The sequence below is a fragment of the Xenorhabdus kozodoii genome (assembly GCF_002632875.1).
In the GTDB taxonomy this organism is placed as follows: Bacteria; Pseudomonadota; Gammaproteobacteria; order Enterobacterales; family Enterobacteriaceae; genus Xenorhabdus; species Xenorhabdus kozodoii.
Genome location: NZ_NJCX01000001.1, coordinates 114029 through 135878 on the forward strand (window position 1 = coordinate 114029; position 21850 = coordinate 135878).

The following is a 21850-nucleotide window of genomic DNA, read 5'->3' on the forward strand; positions in this document are numbered from 1 at the left end:
ATCAAATGATTGCGTTTTTTGTTTTCTGCTTTATGCGTGTTTCGAAAAATAAGGATCAATGTTAGGCTTCATTTCAATAAAAAAAACTTAGACTGAGTGTAAATATTTTTTATTATCGAGGGGTGAATATTATTGACTATTGGTGTTTTTATTTGAAATAGCTTAGTGGAATCGGTTTTCAGTACAAAAATGTGGTTTGCTAATCGTGGTATGATTATACTTCGAAATTAAATGCTATTTTTAATCCATCGAGTGGTTGTTTAAAAAATGACGGAAATATGTCTGAATGGAAAAATTGATATTGGGTTATTTCCCTTTACGTGTGAATTTCAAACAATATTACCGGGTGATTTACATTAGTAATTATATGGATATTGTGATCATTTGCAGATAATATGGGGTGAACGTATTCAGATTTATCTGAGAGGATATTAGCCAAATCACTCATTAATTTTCAATTTTGTTATCAATTGATTTTATATTTGTTATTTATAGCTGAAATATCGCCAGTTAAATGGCAATTCCTTGAACTAAGATAAGGAAATCGTTTTTATCCGTATTAAGATTAAAAACGCCTTATATAATTATCCCTTACTTCGGCATCATTTTAAAAAAAAGAAGTTTTTGAGCATTATATGTCAAACAGCGCATTTAACCGCCGCTGGGCGGAACTTTTATTGGAAGCATTAACCCGCCACGGCTTGCACCATGTCTGTATTGCTCCTGGCTCTCGTTCGACACCCTTGACATTGGCCGCCGCAGAAAACCCTAAGTTGCTCTGCCATACCCATTTTGACGAGCGTGGATTGGGATATTTGGCGTTAGGGTTGGCAAAAGCGGCGAAAGAGCCGGTTGCAGTGATTGTGACGTCGGGAACAGCCGTTGCCAATTTGTATCCTTCTTTGATTGAAGCGGGATTGACGGGAGAACGATTGGTATTTCTCACCGCTGACAGGCCACCTGAATTAATCGATTGCGGCGCCAATCAAGCGATTCGCCAGACAGGCATGTTTGCCTCTCATCCCGCACGAACCTTAGCCTTGCCACGACCCACCATAGAGATCCCAGCCAGTTGGTTGGTTTCTTCCATAGATAATGAAATGTCAAACCTGAAACAAGGTGCCCTGCATATTAATTGCCCGTTTGCGGAGCCTTTGTATGGCAATGAGATAACCGCGCACCAAGATTGGTTGCAAACATTGGGAGCGTGGTGGCAAGGGGACAAACCGTGGCTAGCCCAGCCAGAAAGTCATACCACGATCAAAGCCGTTGACTGGGATATCTGGCAGAAAAAACGTGGGATTGTACTGGCCGGGAGAATGAGTGCTGAGGAGGGCAAATATGTTGCCCAATGGGCAGAAGAGATGGGTTGGCCGCTGATTGGTGACATATTATCCCAAACGGGGCAGCCTTTGCCGTATGCAGATTTATGGCTGAATCATTCCCGCACCAGAGAGATCCTGGCACAAGGACAATTGGTGATCCAATTGGGTGCCAGCCTGACCGGAAAACGATTGTTGCAGTGGCAGGCCAACTGCCAACCGGAGGAGTATTGGATTGTCGATCCCCTTGTCGGCAGGCTTGATCCCGCAAACCATCGGGGACGCAAATTCACGTGTAAGGTGGCTGATTGGTTACGGGAACATCCTGCCGATCCATGTGCGCCTTGGGCAGATGAATTGAATTTATGGTCAAAAAGCGCCTTTAAATTTGTTGCAGCAAGGTTAGCGGGAAAATTCAGCGAGGCGGCGGTTGCGCACCAATTGCCTCAATTGTTGCCAGAGCAGGGGCAGTTGTTTGTCGGCAATAGCTTGATTGTGCGTTTGGTTGATGCTTTGGGGCAGCTTCCGGTGGGGTATCCGGTTTACAGCAACCGCGGTGCCAGTGGCATAGATGGATTGATTGCGACCGCCGCAGGGGTACAACGGGCAACAAATAGACCGACATTAACGATCATAGGTGACATCTCTGCCCTTTATGATCTGAATAGCCTGGCTTTATTGCGTAACCTTTCTCAGCCCATGCTGTTAGTCATCGTCAATAATAATGGCGGGCAGATTTTTTCTTTGTTACCAACCCCACAGGAAGCGCGCCAGCGTTTTTACTGTATGCCGCAAGAGGTCAATTTTGAACATGCTGCGGCCATGTTTGGCCTGGACTATGTGGCGCCACAAAATTGGCTGGAATTAAAACAGTGTGTCCAACGGGTATGGGAACGTAAAGAGACGACATTGGTTGAGTTAAAAGTGTCAGGCAATGCAGGGGCGGTATGCTTGCAAGCGCTACTCAAGCAGGTGGCTGGCCTGTGAAACTAAACTGTCAAACGTTTCAGTCGCATCATCAAGGGACATGGCTGGTTTGGTTACATGGGTTATTGGGAACCTGTGACGATTGGGCTTCTGTCGTGGGGGCTTGCGATCACTATCCTTCATTGCTTGTTGATTTACCTGGGCACGGTAATTCCCGCGATGTGACCTTGACCGGCGGTTTGGCTGAGATGAGTGAATTGCTGAAAGCGACCCTGTCCGAATATCAAATCAAAGATTATTGCCTGATTGGTTATTCGCTGGGCGGACGAATTGCCATGTACCATGCGATCTATGGCAAACCGGATGGCTTGCGCGGGTTACTGGTGGAAGGGGGAAATCCGGGGCTGTTTTCCCGGCGGGAGCGTGATATGCGATTGCGGCATGATCAGCATTGGGCGCAACGTTTCCGTCAGGAGCCAATGACATCCGTTTTGGCTGATTGGTATCAACAAGCGATATTTGCTGATTTAACGGCAGTGCAGCGTGAGCAACTTATACGTTTACGCAGCCAAAACCGGGGAAATCATATTGCTGATATGCTGGAGAATACCTCCTTAGGCCACCAACCCTGGCTGGTTCCTGCTTTACAGCAAATATCGATGCCTTTCTCCTGTCTCTGTGGGGAAAATGATCATAAATTCCGTCGCATAGCGCAGCAATATACACTGCCATTAACGACCATTCCCCAGTCTGGACACAATTCCCATTATGGTAACCCTGCGGCTTTTGCGGGCGCAGTGAACCATTTTTTATCACTTTTTGGTTAAGGAAACACAACAATGCGTTACCCAAGCGAAGAAAAATTGTACGCCCCTATTGAATGGCAAGATTGTTCCCAAGGGTTTGAAGATATTCTCTACCATAAATCCGCAGACGGTATTGCCAGGATCACGATTAATCGCCCACAGGTACGTAATGCGTTCCGCCCTCTGACAGTCAAGGAGATGATCCAGGCGCTGGCAGATGCCCGTTATGATGACGAAATTGGTGCAATTATTCTGACGGGAATGGGCGAAAAGGCTTTTTGTGCTGGCGGTGATCAAAAAATCCGGGGTGATTATGGTGGTTATCAAGATGACAGCGGAGTACACCATCTGAATGTGTTAGATTTTCAGCGCCAGATCCGTACTTGTCCAAAACCTGTCGTAGCAATGGTTGCAGGGTATGCCATTGGCGGTGGGCACGTTCTGCATTTGATGTGTGATTTGACCATCGCGGCGGATAACGCCATTTTTGGTCAAACAGGCCCTAAAGTCGGCTCCTTTGATGGCGGCTGGGGGGCATCGTATATGGCGCGGATCGTCGGGCAGAAAAAAGCGCGTGAAATTTGGTTCCTGTGCCGCCAATACAGTGCTGAAGAAGCCTTGGATATGGGGTTGGTTAACGCCGTTGTGCCTTATGCCGAACTGGAAAAAGAGACTGTGCGCTGGTGTCGCGAAATGCTGGAAAATAGCCCAATGGCGTTGCGTTGTTTGAAAGCGGCATTGAATGCAGATTGTGATGGGCAGGCGGGTCTACAGGAGCTGGCAGGAAATGCCACTATGCTGTTCTACATGACCGAAGAAGGGCAGGAAGGACGCAATGCCTTCAACGAAAAACGTCATCCTGATTTCAGTCAATTCAAGCGTAATCCATAATGCGTAAAGCAACTTTATACCCATTCAGCCTGCCCATGGAGGCAGGTGTTATTCTGCGCAATCAACGCCTGAAAAGCCGTGACGGTTTTTTAGTGCACTTGCAAGAGAATGGACGAGAGGGTTGGGGGGAAATTTCCCCGCTGCCTGAATTTAGCCATGAAACACTTGAGCAAGCTAAGGATTCAGCGGTGGCATGGCTGCAACAATGGTGTATGAGTCAAGGGGGCATGAACAGGCAGCCAGAAGAGAGCGAGCTTCCTTCTGTGGCATTTGGCATAAGTTGTGCGTTGGCTGAATTGCAGGGTGAATTACCTGAAACGGCCAATTATCGCAAGGCACCATTATGCACTGGCGATCCCGATCAGGTGATCTTGCGTTTGGGAAATATGGCAGGCCAGAAGGTGGCCAAAGTGAAGGTGGGACTGTATGAAGCCGTAAGGGATGGCATGGTCGTCAATGTGATGCTTGAAGCGGTGCCAGATCTCCGATTGCGGTTAGATGCTAACCGCAGTTGGACCCCCACAAAAGCAGAGGGTTTCGCCAAATATGTCAATCCAGATTATCGGCCCAGAATTGCTTTTATCGAAGAACCTTGCAAAACCCAGGAAGACTCTCTGGCGTTTGCCCGTGAAACAGGTATCGCTATTGCATGGGATGAAAGTGTCCGTGAAGCCGATTTTACGGTAAAAGCCCAACAGGGCGTTGCTGCCATCATTATCAAACCGACATTAACCGGCAGTATTGAGCGCTGCCGTCGGTTAATTACTGAGGCTCACCAGTTAGGGTTAGAAGCAGTGATTAGCTCCAGCATTGAGAGTAGCTTTGGTTTGACGCAATTAGCTCGTCTCGCGCAATGGCTCACCCCTGATTCACTCCCCGGCCTGGATACCCTCGATCTTATTCAGTCACAACTCATTCGTCGTTGGCCAGATAGCCATATTCCGTGTGTCATGCTGGATGAGTTGGAAATGGTGTGGAGTCGTGAATGTCAATAACAGGGTGGACTCAATGGCCGTGGCAACATTGGGCTGCGGCTTTGCCTGAAAAACAGGCCATTCAGTTATATGATGAGCAACTAACCTGGCATCAATTAACACAAAGAATCAATGCCATTGCTGCCTATTTTCACCAACAAGGGGTTGGGGAAGGCCGAGGTGTGCTCCTAAGAGGCAAAAACAGTGCGGAACTTTTGCTGTGTTACCTTGCTGTCTTGCGATGTGGCGCAAGGGCGTTGCTGCTTAATCCTCAATTACCTGACCGATTGCTGACGGCGCTATTGCCCCATCTCAATATGGATTATGGGTTGGATTTTACGCATTCACCTTCGCCAGTTATGCAGGTTCAGGTACTTGAGTGGCAACAAAAGTTTCCAGAAAAACAGGGGCTGGGGGGGAAAGGTGAACAAAATAACCTGCCAATATTGTGGGAAAGCCAACGTCCCGCCAGCATGATCCTGACTTCTGGCTCTTCTGGGCTGCCTAAAGCGGCGGTACATTCCATCAGTGCTCATCTTGCCAGCGCACAAGGTGTGCTTTCCCGCCTGGATTTTCAACCCGATGATAGCTGGCTGTTGTCATTGCCCCTGTTTCATGTTTCAGGCCAAGGGATACTTTGGCGTTGGTTACAAACCGGCGCAAGATTGGTGTTGCGCGACTTACAGCCATTGGATCGGGCGCTGTCTGGCTGTACGCATGCATCACTTGTCCCTACCCAACTGTGGCGTTTGTTGGCACAACCCCATAACTCGCCATTGACGTTAAAAGAAGTGCTATTAGGAGGCGCCATAATACCGACGTCACTGACTCAACGAGCCGAGGCATTGGGTATTCGCTGCTGGTGTGGTTATGGGCTGACAGAAATGGCATCAACTGTTTGCGCGAAACGGGCTGATGGGCTGCCTGGGGTTGGCCACCCGCTGCCTGGAAAATCCATCCGGTTAGTGGATGAAGAAATTCAGATCCGCGCTGACAGTATCGCGAGTGGCTATTGGTTTAATGGGGAGTTGAAGCCATTGGCGGATAACGGCGGGTGGTTTCCGACGCGGGATCGAGGCGTCTTTGAACAGGGAGAGTTGCGGATCTTAGGACGCCTCGACAACCAATTTTTTAGTGGTGGGGAGGGTATCCAGCCAGAAGATATTGAGCGGATCATTAACCAACATCCTCAAATTGAACAGAGTTTTGTTGTGCCCATTCCTGATATCGAATTCGGCCATCGGCCAGTCGCCGTGATTGAAACGCAATATCCTGCGCTAACAGGGACACTTATTGGTTGGCTTAAGGATAAGGTTGCAACTTTCCAGCGGCCTGTTGCCTGCTATTTATTACCCACCCAATTGAAAAATGGAGGAATAAAAGTATCGCGCCAACAAGTTCAGCAATGGGTTACGGCGGTAAACAGTAAGCCCAATAAATAGTCACGCAATTTACTTATCTTTATAAATCCAGACATTTCCTTGCTTTCATCATCTATGTCGCCACGCCGATTAAAGTACAATGTCTCAGCCCATATGGGCATTGATTAATGAAAAGGACAAGATGATGAAAGGCTTTATTGCTATTGGTGCCACAAGTTTGCTCTTTATGGCTGGCTCTGCAAATGCTCTCTCGATAGAGGCGCAAGTAGGAAAGCACAACACCAGCACATCGGTAGGAATTGGTGATAAAGATGCCGGCCTGTCGCTGACCGGTAATTGGACTCGCAGTGATCACAACGGCAAGATCAGCAGCCTAGGTTTAGGCTTTGGGCTGCCCTTTGGACCATTGGCTGCAAAAGTCGGTGCGAAAGGGCTATATTTGTCTCCCAAAGATGGGAAAGATGGGGTTGCATTGGCGGTTGGTGCTGGCCTTAGCTGGGCGGTGACCTCTTCTTTAACCTTGTATGGTGAGGCGTATGGTTCGCCATCGGGCTTAACGTCAGGGATGGATTCTTATACTGAGGCGACAGGGGGAGCGCGTTATACCCTTTTCAAACCCCTGAGTGTCGATGTTGGCTACCGTATCATTGATATACAAGGTAGCCATGGTAACCGCAGTAATAAGGTTTCCGATGGCTTTTATGTTGGCGCGGGTTTGAGTTTTTAACCAGACGAGAATGCTGCAAGGTTATCCGCATTAATCTTGATGCGAATAACCTCAGGCAAGATAAAGTTACCCTACTTTTGGCAGCATGCCGGTAACAATGCCAACTTGAATGGCAATAACGGCAATCCCACACAAGAAGATAAAGACTAATACCGGCTTACCGCCTTTGACACGATAGCCTCCCTGATTTTCTTTACGACTGCGCCAAACCAGCAGGCAAGGCAGTAACAGTGCGAGAATGGAGAGGGCAACCGCCGCAAATGTCAGTGCCATAACAAAATTAGGGTAATACAGTGCACAGAACAGTGGCGGAGCAAAAGTCATTAATCCTGTTTGTAAGCGCCCCCTGGCATGGTTGTGGCGTTTAAAAAGGTCAGCAAGGTAATCAAACAGCCCTAAGGCAACACCGAGAAATGAGGTGGCTAATGCAAGATCGGCAAACAGATGGACGGCAAACTCGACTTTCGGTGAAGCGACAACTTCTCTGACTGCCGTCAATAACCCATTCAGGCCAGATTCTTGTGCCAGAATGCCAACAAAGGTATTTGAAGAAATCGCGCCGAGCGTCACTAATTGCCACAGAATATAGGCAAACAGTGGAATGGCACTCCCAATGACAAAGATTTTCCGCAGCTTATGGGTATCCCCTTTCATATAGGTCACGATGCTTGGCACACTACCGTGAAATCCGAATGAAGTAAAAATGACGGGAATGGCAGAGAGGGCTAATCCTTGCTCAATAGGCATGGAGATCAGGTTGATTTTATCAACATGGGGCATCATTACGCCAAGTACGATCACCAGAAAAATAATCTTAGCGGTAAACAGCAGGCGATTAATAAAATCGACGGACTGGGTGCCAATACAGACTATTCCGCCACCAATAAGGGTAAAAACGCAGATCCCGACAGAGACAGAAACAGGTTTATCCAGCCAAGAAGAGAGGGAAGCTGCCAGTAACTCTCCAGCTCCACTAATATAAGCCGTTGTCAGGGCATACATGAGGAAAAGCATACTGAAGCCCGTCAACACCTGCCCACCTAACCCAAGGTAACGTTTCGCAACAGTACCTAATCCGGCATCAAATTTATTATGTTGATACACTTCCACGAGCAAGAGTGCGGTATAACTCATCAGAACCCACAGGCCAACTAGCATAGCCAATGTAGTTCCAAATCCCACACCTGCCGTTGCTAATGGCATTGCCAGCATCCCGGCACCAATCGTTGTCCCTGCAACGATAAAAATACTGCCAATAGTGCGATTTTTCACGCGATCCTCGTTTCTGAATATGTTAAGAAATAGCTATAAGACCAGCAGGTTAAAGGATTGATTTATATCTGTCAAATCTATGATACACGTGATGTAAATAAATAATTACACATTAAGCGATGCTTATAATTCGTTATCAAAATGTATAATTTTTGTAAACAAAAGAAAGTAGAAGCATATTAAGTTAAAAAACAATCAAAAACTTCTTTGTTGAATAACATAATTTATGTGTATGTAAAAAATTGTGTGGTTTGGAGATGAGAGGTGAAATAATCAGACCAATAAAGTAGCAAATTGATAAGGTGAAAAGGAAATATAGGCGGGAAAATTTTGGGGGTATGTAAAGTAAAAACCCGCTATTTCACCGATTGGTTACGGGAAATAACGGGTTTTTGTATGGTGCCGGCTACCGGAGTCGAACTGGTGACCTACTGATTACAAGTCAGTTGCTCTACCAACTGAGCTAAGCCGGCGAAATCTGGCGGAAGGATAGAGATTCGAACTCTAGGATGGTTTCCCATCGGCGGTTTTCAAGACCGCTGCCTTCGACCGCTCGGCCATCCTTCCATGGCGCGAGATTATGCCTATATCGCTTTGATGTGTCTAGCCCTTGAAGAAAAAAAATCGCGTTTTTTTTACTGTTTGCTCAATCTTCGATCTGCAATGGCCTTTTCATTCGCTAACCTGCTAATATTAAGCGCAGTACATAGGCTTATTTATCGACGGGTTGATGTCGCATTGACCAACATATATTCATACCAAAGGCAACTATCCAGAGAATGTATAAACAACCACCTATCAAGCCATCTGCTATTCCTCGTTTTTACGCGTTATTTGTGACTTTGCTTTTTACGTCTCTCTTTTTATTCGGGTATAACTATTTTGATATTTGGTTGATGGAGAAAAAATATGCTATCAGTAGTGTAACAGCTAAGATGAGATTGCAGATTAAAGATTACCGCTATCATGCAAGTCATATCTTTGAGCAGTCAAATAATCTGCCAGTCTCCTCTCAGGAGAATGCATCATTGCTTAAATTGCGTCCCGATGTTTATTGGCTAGAAAATCATTATCAGTCCGTTGATGCCATTATCTTTGGTCAATATAACGCTTCGAGTATTCAACTTGCCCGACACCTATCGGGTTATCTGGATATTCTCTGGGGTGCCCATAATGAATACTTGTCTATGTACTATCTCAATGGACAGGATAATAATTTATTATTGGTAACGACTTATCCAACCCTAAAACCAGAGATCAGGTTCAAAGAGAGTTATCTGACCCTGACGCCTGAAACCAGACGTACTGAAATGCTGGAACAATCCTCCGCATTGGAGGAAAAAGAGAGCATTTCCTCCATTAATGTCTTACGTGATGAAGATATTTATTTCTATACCTATAAAGCTGCATTTAATGCAACAGGGCAATTAACCACCATTATTGCTTTTGATTTACCCATTAATAACCTTTTATCGGTTGATATGTCGCCAGAAAATTTTCGTTTAGATGCGTTCAACTTACATGAACCTGAGGCTTCCGATAAAGTTGAAGTTTCATTGAACGGCTTTTGGCTAGAATTTTCTCAGCCTCTTAATATCATGCCGTATAAATTGATTTATCAAGTTCCGTTAAAAACACTGATTGTAGATTTGTTGTTCAGGAATATCTGGCTTTTGCTTTCAATATTGCTATTCTTTCTGTTTTCTCTGAGTGGGTTATTTTATATCCGCAGGCGATATATTGCACCGAATGCTTCCATGGATCATGAACTGAAAATTAAAAATGGCTTAAACAGTGATATTGTCTCCAATATTCCTATTGGAGTCGTGGTCTATGATTTTGAATCAAACCAGATAATGACAAGCAATAAAATTGCAGAGCAGTTGTTACCACACCTGGATTTGAATAAGGTGAGGGGCATGGCACAGCAGCATCATGGTGTCATTCAGACCTCCATTGATGAGGCGATTTATGAAATAAAAATGTATAACAATAGCCTGTTGCCTGAAACTTACCTGTTTTTATTGCAAAACAAAGACCAGGAAGTGATGGCAAATAAGCGATTACAATTTGCACATCAGGAATATGATAAAAGTATTCAGATTAGGCGGTCTATGCTTTCAAATATTAACAATGAAATAAAAAACCCTATTAAAGATGTTAATGATTTCGCTAACCAATTGAAGCAATTGTCTCAGGATGAAAATCAACAAAATTTATTGGATAAATTATTAACTACATCGAAATATATTACTGAATGGGTTGAAAATGTTTCGTTGCTTAATGCATTGGAGATGGGGGATTGGCAGCCGGAAAATGAAATATTTTCCCTATCTTCACGATTGGAAGATATTCTGAAATCCTGTTTGCCGATATTGAATGTCAAGGGTTTGAGAGTTTATTATCATTTTAATATTCCTCGTGAATCTTTATTCATGGGGGATGGTGAAGCAGTAAGTAAAATCGTTACATTGTTATTCAATTATGCAATAACGATGACCAGCTACGGTAAAATATCATTAGTTGTTAACGGTTCAGCTAAATATGGCAATCATATCCAGATAGAGTTGGTGGATAGTGGTGCGGGTTTGAGTGAGAGAGATTTGGGTAGCTTAAATTATCCTTTCTTGAACCCATCAGTAGAAGACAAGTACTCTACCCATTCGGGCATGACTTTTTATTTGTGTAATCAGTTGTGTAAAAGAATGGGAGGGAGCCTTGATATTAAAAGTAAGTTAGGGCTGGGAACACATTATGTTATCAATCTGCCTCTGTCGCAGCACGATGAAAATAGTGAAACTCCCCCGCTTTTGGAAGGGATCACCGTTTTAATCGATCTCAATAACCCGGAGATCAGCAAAATCATCCATACTTATCTCAATCATTATGGTGCAGCGTATTTTGATAAAAGAAAAGAGGATATTACGGAAGAATACGATATTATACTTACGGATAAGTTGCTCAAGGAAGAAAATCAGTACAAACAGAAAAAACCAACTATATTATTAGTAGGTAGCTCAGCAGGATTTAAGCAATTGGCACCAGGATTGGTTCAGTGCAATTACAATCTTGTTGATGATATTATCAATGCAATATCGTTTCTGGTCGAAGAAAATCTCAGTTTAGATGAGTCCGGAGAAAATTCTGTCATCTCTAAACCAGCGTGTGATCTCGTTAAAGATGTTGAGGTATTTGAGGATATTGATAGCCATATTCTCAAAAGTTATCAAACTCAGTTAGCAGACAGTGACTACAGGAAATTGTTTATAGAGACAGTCCCTATGGATATTACTAAACTGTATACTGATATAGAACGACAGGATTTGATATCACTTTCGCAAACGGTACACCGCCTTAAGGGTGCGTTTGCTATGTTAGATTTAAAATTTCTTAGGTCATCATGTGAGGCGTTGGAAAAACACATAGCAGACAATAATGAAGTAGAAATCAAAAATAGCATCAGCCTCATTGATTCCTTTGTCACAAAGCTGTTGCAGCAAGGTAACCAATAATATGAATAACCTTAATGTCATTATTGCTGATGACCATCCCATCGTTTTGTTTGGCATCCGCAAGTCACTTGAACAAATTGAGTGGGTTAATGTAGTGGGTGAATTTGAAAATTCAACGACGCTCATTAATAGTTTGCCACATATAGAAGCCGATGTTCTCATAACTGATTTGTCAATGCCTGGGGATAAATATGGTGATGGCATCACTCTGATAAAATATATTAAACGCCATTACCCAACATTGGCAGTCATTGTTCTTACAATGAACAATAATCCAGCTATTTTAAGCGCTATACTGGAGCTTGATATTGAGGGGATTGTGTTAAAGCAAGGAGCGCCAACAGATTTACCTAAGGCACTTGCTGCGTTGCAAAAGGGAAAGCAATTTACGCCTGAAAGTGTTTCTAAGTTACTTGAGAAAGTCAATGCGAATGGCTATGGGGATAAGCGATTATCTCCTAAAGAGAGTGAGGTCCTGCGTTTATTTGCTGAAGGCTTTCTTGTTACTGATATTGCCAAAAAACTCAATCGCAGTATCAAGACGATTAGTAGCCAGAAAAAATCAGCCATGATAAAACTGGGAGTCGATAACGATATCGCATTGCTTAACTATTTATCTTCTGTCACTATCGACAAAGATTTTGGTAAATAACCAATGTGTTATTTTTTAATGGAGAATCGGTAACCACAGCTACCGATTTTCCATCATTCAATAACCTAATATATTGGTTTAAAAATCACTGTATTTGACTAATGTTTCTTTTAATATCGCCAGTGATACAGGTTTTGATAGGCAGTCATTCATTCCCACCTTAGCACAACGTTGTTTTTCTTCGGCCAATGCATTGGCAGTAATGCCAATAATGGGTTTGATATAACCTTTATCCCTCAAGTATTGGGTAAGTTCATATCCATCCATATTTGGCATGTTAACATCCGTAAGAATAATATCCGTTGGGTTATTTTTCAGATATTCAATGGCTTCAATACCATCATTCACCATTGATGTATTGAATCCTATTGAGTTTAATTGTTCAACCAGCAAATTCTGGTTAATAGGGTGATCATCAACAACCAATATTTTAACGGAATTTAGGCGAATATCCGCGTGTATAAGTTTACTGGCAATTGCAGTTGTTGATACTGGAACGGCGGGTAATAAAATATGTTCTGCCAGAAGATTATCCAGCATATTGTCCAAATCACTCAATTCATAAGTGTTATATAACCAATAATTATCCCGAATTTGTTCTGGCGGGCCAATATGTTTTTCTGATATTTCTATAAAGTAACATACAGAAATATCGGGCTTATTAGCTTGATCGCTAATTAATATTTCTGTGCCATCTATCTTGCTTTCGTCATAAAGAACGACCAGGAAATGATTCTGTGCGAGGAAATTTTGTAAATATTTTTCCAGAAAGCCATTGTAAATATTTAACAAAACCCTCTTTTGCTTCCGTTGGTTGGATAATGGTTTGGCATGGTATTTCGCACCATACAAAGGGAGACGGATAGAGAAAATACTGCCAACATATTTTTGTGAGACGAATTCAATATCACCATCCATTAAATTGAGAAGTTTTTCACAAATAGCCAACCCCAATCCTGTACCTTGTGAAGCGCTTTCTTTATTGGCGTTGATCTGGAAGAAAGGTTCAAATAATTGAAATTGCAATTTATCCTCGATCCCAAAACCGGTATCTTTAATGCTGATATACAGATAACTGTGCCTTGCGCTAACCTCAATGACAACGCAGCCAGATGCGGTGAATTTGATTGCATTGTTCAGCAAGTTGGAGAGAATTTGTTGTAACCTTACGGGATCGTTACGGATGATATCGGGAACATCTGGCTCAATATAGCAGTATAAGCCCAAGCCTTTTTTGGTAACCAAAGGAAGGTAGTTTGAAATCACATGCGATAGTATCTCTTTGCAACTGAACGCCTTGGGGTCAATTTTCAATTGCTTGGATTCTATCTTCGAGAAGTCGAGAATATCACTGATGATTTTCAGCAACAGTGATGATGAATTGTTCATGGTTGCCAGCAACCGGGCAGATTCTGGTGGCAATATATGGGATTGTATCAGCTCAAGATTACCAATAATGCCATATAGGGGGGTTCTTAATTCATGGCTGACGGTGGCAAGAAACATCGATTTTGCCTGATTAGCTTGTTCTGCCGCCGAAGCCATCTCCTGTAATGATTTTTCCATTTTTACACGGGTACTGACATCTATCAGGACACAGATTGCAACTTCTTCGTTGCGATAACGTGAGTGTACGAAGCTAATTTGCAGATGGTTATTGTTGCTGGTGACGACATCAATATAGCTGCTGGTTTTGTCGCAAATAATATCGACAATGCGTTTTTGATCTTCATACGTCAACATTCGAGTGTAATTATGTGCTAACTCATTACTCAAGATGTTAATGCCATCACTGATCCTTAAAATACTTATTCCCACCGGCGCAGAGGCGACAATTTTATGGTTAAACTGCTCATGTTCTTCAAGACGAATTGCGTTCTCCTCGGCGGGAGAAAACATTTTGCGTTCAAACAACCAAACAAAAAAGATAATTGCAATCGCAGAAATAATATTCAGAATAACGCCATTCATTACACTGATTTTCAGCTCATCGTAAATATGTTTTAGCGGTAACGAATAGACAATGCGTAATGAAGAGGGCGATAAATTCCGCATTAATACCAGGCCGGTAAAATTTTCATCGTAACCAAAATACATGGGTTGTGAGTTGGGGTTTATAACGAGGGGTTTGTAATGAGTTTTTATCGAAAATTGCAATTCGGGTTGGCTAGATTCATTTAGCATCATGACTGTAACAGGCCGATCCCTTCTTTGCAAAAAAGACTCTAGTCTGATAGTTTTTTCGATACCGATGATCCCTGCCATTTGCCCATTAATATAAATAGGCGTAAAAACATAAAGATTACCGCCGTCCGCTTTTGGATTAGGTTGTATCCAAAAGAGCGTCCGTTCATTGTTTTGCTCCCCCATGTTGATCAACCTGCGAGTGTTTTCGTAGATCATTTTTTTTAGCGCATTAGGCTCTATGATGTTGTGATGAGGAAAAAAGTTCACCATACATTTGCTTTTTACCCCAATGAAAAAAGCCTGATTTACGCTGCGTATAGCGGCAAGATTATCTCGCCAAAATGCGATCAGTTGATCTAATGAATATAAATTATTATGTGCAGTCTTACGTAAGAGTTCACAATCGGAATTCTCATTCAAAGGAATGTACCAGAGAATGTCGTTATTATGCGGTACGATTGTTTGATTTTTATCATTATCCTGTGATAAATGCTTTTCCGCCATAAATTGAATATCTCTTAGGATATTGGCGATATGTCGTATATGGGAAAAGGCGATATCGTAGTTGGCATTATATTCTTGGCGAATATCTGATTTGAGAGCATTAAAAAGGTTTGTCAAATAAAAACTGGTTAATAAAGCGCCAAGCGCCCATAGCATAAACCCAAGCACCCGAAAAAGATAACGTGATATCTTTAATGACGTCCGAAAAGAAGATAGATATCTCAAGAGATCGCCTGATGAAATACATGATTAATAATAACTGTTTACAGCATATACTAGTGTAGCAGGGAATACAAAGCAGCATTTACATCTTGCTCATTCTTCGTCAAAAAATTGAACAAAAAAAAGCAGGCACTTAACGGCCTGCTTTTTTGATGATTATTGATACAGTGCGATCAAGCGGATTATTCGCTATGCCCTTCATCAGAAGGTGCCGCTAAATTGTCATTTTCATCATCATCGTCGTCATCGGGTTCAGCGACACGCTGCAAGCCAACGACTTTTTCATTTTCGGTTGTGCGGATCAGGGTCACACCCTGCGTATTGCGGCCAACAACACTGACCTCAGAAACGCGAGTTCGTACTAATGTTCCTCCATTAGTAATCATCATGATCTGATCAGTCGGCTCTACTTGAATTGCACCAACCACATTGCCGTTACGTTCGCTGACTTTGATGGAAATGACCCCTTGGGTGGCACGGGACTTCGTTGGGTATTCGCTTTCGGCGGTACGTTTACCATAACCATTTTCAGTGACAGTCAGGATTTCTCCTTGTCCACGCGGAATGATCAGGGAAACCACTTTATCGCCTTCACTGAGTTTGATACCGCGAACCCCAGTTGCGGTACGTCCCATTGCACGTACACCTTTTACGCGAACAGTGCCATCTTCCAGTGTCTCTTCCTCTTCTTCGAGGAAACGGACAACTTTGCCTTTTGTGGAGAACAGCATGACTTCATTACTGCCATCTGTCAGGTCAACACCGATTAACTCATCCCCTTCATTCAGGTTCACGGCAATGATGCCGGCACTGCGTGGACGGCTGAATTCGCTGAGTTTGGTTTTCTTGACAATACCACTTGCTGTTGCCATGAAGATGTTCAGTCCATCTTCATATTCACGCACTGGCAAAATGGCGGTAATACGTTCGTTCTGATCCAATGGCAGAAGGTTGACGATTGGGCGGCCACGGGCACCACGGCTCGCTTCCGGCAATTGATATACCTTCATCCAGTACAGCTTGCCCTTATTGGAGAAGCAGAGAATGGTATCGTGGGTATTGGCTACCAGCAAACGCTCAATGAAGTCCTCTTCTTTGGTTCGTGCGGCTGATTTGCCCTTGCCGCCACGACGCTGTGCTTCGTAATCGGACAGTGGTTGATATTTGACATACCCCTGATGGGACAGCGTGACGACAACATTTTCCTGATTAATCAGATCCTCAATGTTGATATCGGCTGAATTTTCAGTTAGCTCAGTCCGGCGGGCATCATTATACTGCTCTTTGATAACCAGTAGCTCTTCACGAATGACTTCCATCAAGCGTTCTGGGTTTTCCAAAATGAACAGGAGTTCAGCAATAGCTTTCAGCAGATCACGATACTCATCAAGCAGTTTTTCATGCTCAAGACCCGTCAGTTTTTGCAGACGCAGATCCAAAATAGCCTGTGCTTGCTGTTCGGTCAGGTAATATTTGCCGCCATGGATACCGTATTGTGGTTCCAGCCATTCAGGACGGGCTGCGTCGTCACCTGCTTGTTCTAGCATAGAGGCAACATTGCCCAATTCCCATGCCTGGGAAACTAAGCTGGCTTTCGCTTCAGCAGGTGTGGAAGCGTGACGGATCAATTCGATAACAGGATCGATATTCACCAGCGCAATAGCCAACGCTTCAAGGATATGGGCGCGTTCACGAGCCTTACGCAGTTCAAAAACCGTCCGGCGTGTAACGACTTCACGGCGGTGGCAAACAAACGCAGAAAGAATATCTTTCAGGTTGAGTAATTTCGGCTGTCCCTGATGCAGGGCAACCATGTTGATGCCAAATGAAACCTGCAATTGAGTCAGTGAATACAGGTTATTCAGAACCACTTCACCAACGGCATCGCGTTTCACTTCGATAACAATGCGCATTCCATCTTTATCGGATTCGTCACGTAGTGCACTTATCCCTTCAATACGCTTATCTTTTACCAGCTCAGCTATTTTTTCGATCAGGCGAGCTTTATTGACCTGATAAGGAATCTCATTGACGATAATGGTTTCGCGGCCATTTTTCTCATCAGTTTCAATTTTTGCACGGGCGCGGATATAAATTTTACCGCGGCCTGTACGGTAGGCTTCCTGAATGCCTCGGCGCCCGTTGATGATAGCCGCCGTCGGGAAGTCCGGGCCAGGGATATATTCCATCAGGCCTTCAATGCTGATGTTTTCATCATCAATATAAGCCAGACAACCGTCGATCACCTCAGATAAGTTATGAGGTGGAATGTTGGTTGCCATACCGACCGCAATTCCTGATGAACCATTCACCAGTAAATTGGGAATACGGGTTGGCATGACCTCAGGGATTTGCTCTGTGCCATCATAGTTAGGCACAAAGTTGACAGTTTCTTTTTCCAGATCCGCCAGCAATTCATGGGCAATTTTTGCCATGCGCACTTCGGTATAACGCATCGCTGCCGCAGAATCGCCATCTACTGACCCAAAGTTCCCCTGACCGTCAACCAGCATATAGCGCATGGAGAATGGTTGTGCCAGACGAACAATCGTGTCATAAACAGCGCTGTCACCATGGGGATGGTATTTACCGATAACATCCCCAACAACGCGGGCAGATTTCTTATAAGGTTTATTCCAATCATTTCCCAATACATTCATCGCGAAAAGTACGCGGCGGTGTACTGGCTTCAGTCCGTCCCGAACATCTGGCAGTGCGCGTCCAACAATAACGGACATCGCATAATCCAGATACGAGCTTTTCAGCTCTTCTTCGATATTGACCGGTGTGATTTCTCTGGCAATGTCGCTCATGGAGCCACTGTCCCTCATACTCCGAATTCAAAGGCTTACAATTATACCACAAGATGGCAGTTTTATAAAAATCTGGTGCGGGTATTTCAGGATTAAGGCATGTATAATAGTTTGCTATCACACATCCCCATAATACTGTTACATTTTCTGTGAAGCAGGTTGCTGTGCCCCAGTTTTCTGTGAAGCAGTTCCTAGGAGCGATATTGCTGATGAACGTCAAAACCCCCGATTCACACATTCAATTCCATGCCAATGTAGATCAGCAGGAAATTGAAAAATTTGAAGCCGTTGCTTCCCGTTGGTGGGATCTTGACGGCGAATTCAAGCCATTACATCGCATTAACCCGCTGCGCTTGAACTACATTTTGCAACATGCGGACGGCCTTTTTGGCAAAAAAGTGTTGGATGTTGGATGTGGCGGCGGCATTTTGTCAGAAAGTATGGCGCGTGAAGGTGCAGAAGTGACAGGGTTGGATATGGGGTTTGAACCCCTGCAAGTTGCCCGTTTGCATGCGTTGGAATCCGGCGTTGCCGTTTCTTATGTTCAGGAGACGGTAGAAAGCCATGCAGAGCAACATCAGCATGCTTATGATGTTGTGACTTGCCTGGAAATGCTTGAGCATGTGCCCGATCCAGAGTCTGTGATCCATGCCTGTGCCAAGTTAGTAAAACCGGGTGGTCATGTTTTCTTTTCAACGATTAACCGAAACCGGAAAGCCTGGTTGATGGCGGTTGTTGGTGCTGAATATATCTTGAACATGGTGCCAAAAGGAACGCATGATGCGAAAAAGTTTATTCGTCCTTCAGAACTGATGAGTTGGATAGATAGGACGACTCTGAAAGAGCAACATATTATTGGCCTACATTACAATCCGTTAACAGACAAATTTCGACTTGGACATAATGTCGATGTGAATTATATGCTGCACACGCGATCTGTCTGATCGCGGCAGTTAAGGGATTAATAAAACGGCAATTAGATATTATTTTTAATATTTTATTTTCCCTGTTTCGCCGATAGCCTTATGAAAGTAACATCAAGTAACTACGCAGGTTATCGGCTTTTTGCCAAAATTAATCCTCAAGTTATCCACAAAACTTCTCGATCTTGTACACTTGATAAAACACGAAAATAACATTATCTTGTTATTACCGTTTTAATTACCCCCTATATGTTGTGTTTCTTGTCATCTTGTAGTAGCAACTTGTGAAGTAGTCAGTTGCAATGAGCAGTAACGAAACAGGCGTGAATTGTCACTCAGCCCCCAACTGGCTTTCAGTCATCTTGGGCGCATCGTGCTGTCAAGAGGCCAAGTAAAACAAGATAGGCGGGATACGAAAAAGAGAAGGTGTATTTTCCCATGAACCAGAGTCTGCTAGTTACCAAACGTGATGGACACAAAGAACAAATTGATCTTGATAAAATTCACCGGGTTGTTGCCTGGGCTGCTGAAGGTCTGAAAAATGTCTCAGTGTCACAAGTAGAACTGCGTTCCCAGATTCAATTTTACGATGGTATCAAAACCTCCGATATCCATGAAACCATGATCAAGGCTGCGGCTGACCTGATCTCCGGTGATGCGCCTGATTATCAGTATCTGGCGGCACGTCTGGCGATTTTCCACCTGCGTAAAAAAGCCTATGGTCAGTTTGAGCCACCTGCGCTGTATGACCATGTCGTAAAAATGGTCAACTTGGGTAAATATGATAAACACTTGCTGGAAGACTATACCAAAGAAGAATTCGAGCAAATGGACAGTTTTATTGATCATTTGCGTGATATGAATTTTTCTTATGCAGCTGTCAAGCAGTTGGAAGGAAAGTATTTAGTACAAAACCGTGTGACTGGCGAAATTTATGAAAGTGCCCAGTTCCTCTACCTGCTGGTTGCTGCGTGCCTGTTTTCCACTTATCCAAAAGAAACGCGTTTAGGCTATGTCCGTCGTTTTTATGATGCGGTTTCTACTTTTAAAATTTCTCTGCCAACGCCAATTATGGCGGGGGTTCGTACACCAACCCGTCAATTCAGCTCCTGTGTTCTGATTGAGTGTGGTGACAGCCTGGATTCTATCAATGCGACATCCAGCGCGATCGTTAAATATGTTTCTCAGCGTGCCGGTATTGGCATAAACGCAGGCCGCATCCGTGCATTGGGTAGCCCAATCCGTGGTGGTGAAGCGTTCCACACGGGCTGTATCCCATTCTATAAACATTTCCAGACTGCGGTGAAATCTTGTTCCCAAGGTGGCGTCCGTGGCGGTGCAGCAACGTTGTTCTATCCGCTGTGGCATTTGGAAGTTGAAAGTCTGCTGGTACTGAAAAACAACCGTGGTGTTGAAGGTAACCGGGTTCGTCACATGGACTACGGTGTACAAATTAACAAATTGATGTATGAGCGTCTGATCAAAGGGGAAGACATTTCTCTGTTCAGTCCGTCCGATGTTCCGGGATTGTACGATGCATTCTTTGCGGATCAGGAAGAATTTGAGCGCCTGTACACCCAGTATGAAAATGACAGCAATATCCGTAAGAACAGCATCAAAGCGGTTGAATTATTCTCTTTAATGATGCAAGAACGTGCTTCAACAGGCCGTATTTATATTCAAAACGTTGACCATTGCAATACGCATAGCCCATTCGATCCGGCTATTGCACCGGTGCGTCAATCGAACCTGTGTCTGGAAATTGCGCTACCCACTAAGCCATTGGGCAATATTAACGATGAAAATGGTGAAATTGCACTGTGCACGCTGTCTGCTTTCAACCTAGGCGCTATTGAAAATCTGTCCGAATTGGAAGCGTTGTCGGAGTTGGCAGTTCGTGCACTGGATTCCTTACTGGATTATCAAGATTACCCGATTATTGCCGCAAAACAAGGCTCAATGGGACGTCGAACGCTGGGTATTGGCGTAATTAATTTTGCTTATTATCTGGCGAAACACGGCGTGCGTTATTCTGATGGCAGCGCTAACAACTTGACTCACAAGACATTTGAAGCCATCCAGTATTACCTGCTGAGAGCCTCAAATGAATTGGCAAAAGAGAAAGGGGCTTGTCCATGGTTTGGTGAAACGACTTATGCACAAGGTATTTTGCCAATTGATACTTACAAAAAGACACTGGATAGCCTGACCAGCGAACCTTTGCACATGGATTGGGAAGCCTTGCGCCATGACATTCAACAATATGGCCTGCGTAACTCGACATTGTCAGCATTGATGCCATCAGAGACCTCTTCACAGATCTCTAATGCGACCAATGGCATTGAACCACCGCGTGGCTATATCAGTGTAAAAGCATCCAAAGACGGTATCTTGCGTCAGGTTGTACCCGATTACGAGCTTCTCAAGGGCGCTTACGAGCTGCTGTGGCAAATGCCGAGCAACGATGGCTACTTACAGTTGGTCGGGATCATGCAGAAATTCATCGATCAGTCGATTTCTGCCAATACTAACTACGATCCGGCACGTTTCCCTAATGGCAAGGTTCCGATGAACCAATTGCTGAAGGATTTACTGCTCGCTTACAAATATGGCGTGAAAACATTGTATTACCACAACACCCGTGATGGGGCAGAAGACGTTCAGGGTGATCTGGAAGAAGTTGTTGAGTCAACGGATTCCGATTGTGAAGGCGGCGCGTGTAAGATTTAATTTGAG

Annotated in this window: 13 protein-coding genes and 2 tRNA genes; 10 read left to right on the forward strand and 5 right to left on the reverse strand. The window is 44.0% G+C overall.

Going from position 1 to position 21850, the window contains the following annotated elements; translation table 11 throughout:
* The first annotated feature begins 635 nt into the window (after positions 1-635).
* From menD to Xkoz_RS00475, 6 genes are all read left to right on the forward strand, one after another.
* The gene (menD, locus tag Xkoz_RS00450; protein WP_099140249.1) at positions 636-2309 is read left to right on the forward strand and encodes a 2-succinyl-5-enolpyruvyl-6-hydroxy-3-cyclohexene-1-carboxylic-acid synthase; all 1674 of its coding nucleotides are present in this window, start codon (positions 636-638) and stop codon (positions 2307-2309) included.
* A complete protein-coding gene (gene menH, locus Xkoz_RS00455) occupies positions 2270-3076 on the forward strand; it encodes a 2-succinyl-6-hydroxy-2,4-cyclohexadiene-1-carboxylate synthase (protein ID WP_099140250.1) in 807 nt (268 codons plus the stop codon). Before menD ends, menH begins: the two co-directional genes overlap by 40 nt.
* A 12-nt stretch (positions 3077-3088) precedes the next feature.
* Positions 3089-3946 carry a 1,4-dihydroxy-2-naphthoyl-CoA synthase gene (menB, locus tag Xkoz_RS00460; protein ID WP_099140251.1) on the forward strand — a complete coding sequence of 286 codons (858 nt, stop codon included), beginning with the start codon at positions 3089-3091 and terminating at the stop codon, positions 3944-3946.
* Positions 3946-4941 (forward strand): o-succinylbenzoate synthase, encoded by a 996-nt coding sequence (gene menC, locus Xkoz_RS00465; protein WP_099140252.1) that lies wholly within the window; start codon positions 3946-3948, stop codon positions 4939-4941. The genes menB and menC overlap by 1 nt, the downstream gene beginning before the upstream one ends.
* On the forward strand, positions 4932-6362 hold the full coding sequence (gene menE, locus Xkoz_RS00470; RefSeq protein WP_099140253.1) for an o-succinylbenzoate--CoA ligase: 1431 nt from the start codon (positions 4932-4934) through the stop codon (positions 6360-6362). The genes menC and menE overlap by 10 nt, the downstream gene beginning before the upstream one ends.
* A gap of 124 nt (positions 6363-6486) precedes the next feature.
* Complete coding sequence (locus Xkoz_RS00475; RefSeq protein ID WP_099140254.1) at positions 6487-7029, forward strand: YfaZ family outer membrane protein; 543 nt, start codon at positions 6487-6489, stop codon at positions 7027-7029.
* A 66-nt stretch (positions 7030-7095) separates the two neighbouring features.
* On the opposite strand, the gene tyrP is transcribed toward Xkoz_RS00475, so the two are convergent.
* From tyrP to Xkoz_RS00490, 3 genes are all read right to left on the reverse strand, one after another.
* Positions 7096-8241 (reverse strand): tyrosine transporter TyrP, encoded by a 1146-nt coding sequence (tyrP, locus tag Xkoz_RS00480; RefSeq protein ID WP_422646043.1) that lies wholly within the window; start codon positions 8239-8241, stop codon positions 7096-7098.
* 457 nt (positions 8242-8698) lie between these two features.
* Positions 8699-8774, reverse strand: a tRNA-Thr gene (locus Xkoz_RS00485).
* 6 nt (positions 8775-8780) lie between these two features.
* Positions 8781-8868, reverse strand: a tRNA-Ser gene (locus Xkoz_RS00490).
* A 212-nt stretch (positions 8869-9080) separates the two neighbouring features.
* On the opposite strand from Xkoz_RS00490, the gene rcsD reads away from it, so the two are divergent.
* Positions 9081-11813, forward strand: coding sequence for a phosphotransferase RcsD (gene rcsD / locus Xkoz_RS00495; RefSeq protein ID WP_099140256.1), 2733 nt, complete (start codon positions 9081-9083; stop codon positions 11811-11813).
* A gap of 1 nt (position 11814) precedes the next feature.
* The gene (rcsB, locus tag Xkoz_RS00500) at positions 11815-12465 is read left to right on the forward strand and encodes a response regulator transcription factor RcsB (protein WP_099140257.1); all 651 of its coding nucleotides are present in this window, start codon (positions 11815-11817) and stop codon (positions 12463-12465) included.
* 78 nt (positions 12466-12543) lie between these two features.
* Here rcsB and rcsC read toward each other — a convergent pair whose 3' ends face one another.
* Positions 12544-15381 carry a two-component system sensor histidine kinase RcsC gene (gene rcsC / locus Xkoz_RS00505; RefSeq protein ID WP_099140258.1) on the reverse strand — a complete coding sequence of 946 codons (2838 nt, stop codon included), beginning with the start codon at positions 15379-15381 and terminating at the stop codon, positions 12544-12546.
* 179 nt (positions 15382-15560) lie between these two features.
* Positions 15561-18191 carry a DNA topoisomerase (ATP-hydrolyzing) subunit A gene (gene gyrA, locus Xkoz_RS00510; RefSeq protein WP_099140259.1) on the reverse strand — a complete coding sequence of 877 codons (2631 nt, stop codon included), beginning with the start codon at positions 18189-18191 and terminating at the stop codon, positions 15561-15563.
* A gap of 209 nt (positions 18192-18400) precedes the next feature.
* On the opposite strand from gyrA, the gene ubiG reads away from it, so the two are divergent.
* On the forward strand, positions 18401-19135 hold the full coding sequence (gene ubiG / locus Xkoz_RS00515) for a bifunctional 2-polyprenyl-6-hydroxyphenol methylase/3-demethylubiquinol 3-O-methyltransferase UbiG (protein WP_099140260.1): 735 nt from the start codon (positions 18401-18403) through the stop codon (positions 19133-19135).
* Positions 19136-19552: 417 nt separating this feature from the next.
* On the forward strand, positions 19553-21844 hold the full coding sequence (gene nrdA / locus Xkoz_RS00520; RefSeq protein ID WP_099140261.1) for a class 1a ribonucleoside-diphosphate reductase subunit alpha: 2292 nt from the start codon (positions 19553-19555) through the stop codon (positions 21842-21844).
* Positions 21845-21850: the final 6 nt, after the last annotated feature.

Excerpts from the sequence above, each read along its gene's own strand:
- rcsB (WP_099140257.1), top strand. The coding sequence starts at position 11,815 with ATGAATAACCTTAATGTCATTATTGCTGATGACCATCCCATCGTTTTG.
- Xkoz_RS00475 (WP_099140254.1), top strand. The coding sequence starts at position 6,487 with ATGAAAGGCTTTATTGCTATTGGTGCCACAAGTTTGCTCTTTATGGCT.
- ubiG (WP_099140260.1), top strand. The coding sequence starts at position 18,401 with ATGAACGTCAAAACCCCCGATTCACACATTCAATTCCATGCCAATGTA.
- tyrP (WP_422646043.1), bottom strand. The coding sequence starts at position 8,241 with ATGCTGGCAATGCCATTAGCAACGGCAGGTGTGGGATTTGGAACTACA.
- rcsD (WP_099140256.1), top strand. The coding sequence starts at position 9,081 with ATGTATAAACAACCACCTATCAAGCCATCTGCTATTCCTCGTTTTTAC.
- menB (WP_099140251.1), top strand. The coding sequence starts at position 3,089 with ATGCGTTACCCAAGCGAAGAAAAATTGTACGCCCCTATTGAATGGCAA.
- menC (WP_099140252.1), top strand. The coding sequence starts at position 3,946 with ATGCGTAAAGCAACTTTATACCCATTCAGCCTGCCCATGGAGGCAGGT.
- menH (WP_099140250.1), top strand. The coding sequence starts at position 2,270 with ATGCTTGCAAGCGCTACTCAAGCAGGTGGCTGGCCTGTGAAACTAAAC.
- menD (WP_099140249.1), top strand. The coding sequence starts at position 636 with ATGTCAAACAGCGCATTTAACCGCCGCTGGGCGGAACTTTTATTGGAA.
- nrdA (WP_099140261.1), top strand. The coding sequence starts at position 19,553 with ATGAACCAGAGTCTGCTAGTTACCAAACGTGATGGACACAAAGAACAA.
- menE (WP_099140253.1), top strand. The coding sequence starts at position 4,932 with ATGTCAATAACAGGGTGGACTCAATGGCCGTGGCAACATTGGGCTGCG.
- gyrA (WP_099140259.1), bottom strand. The coding sequence starts at position 18,191 with ATGAGCGACATTGCCAGAGAAATCACACCGGTCAATATCGAAGAAGAG.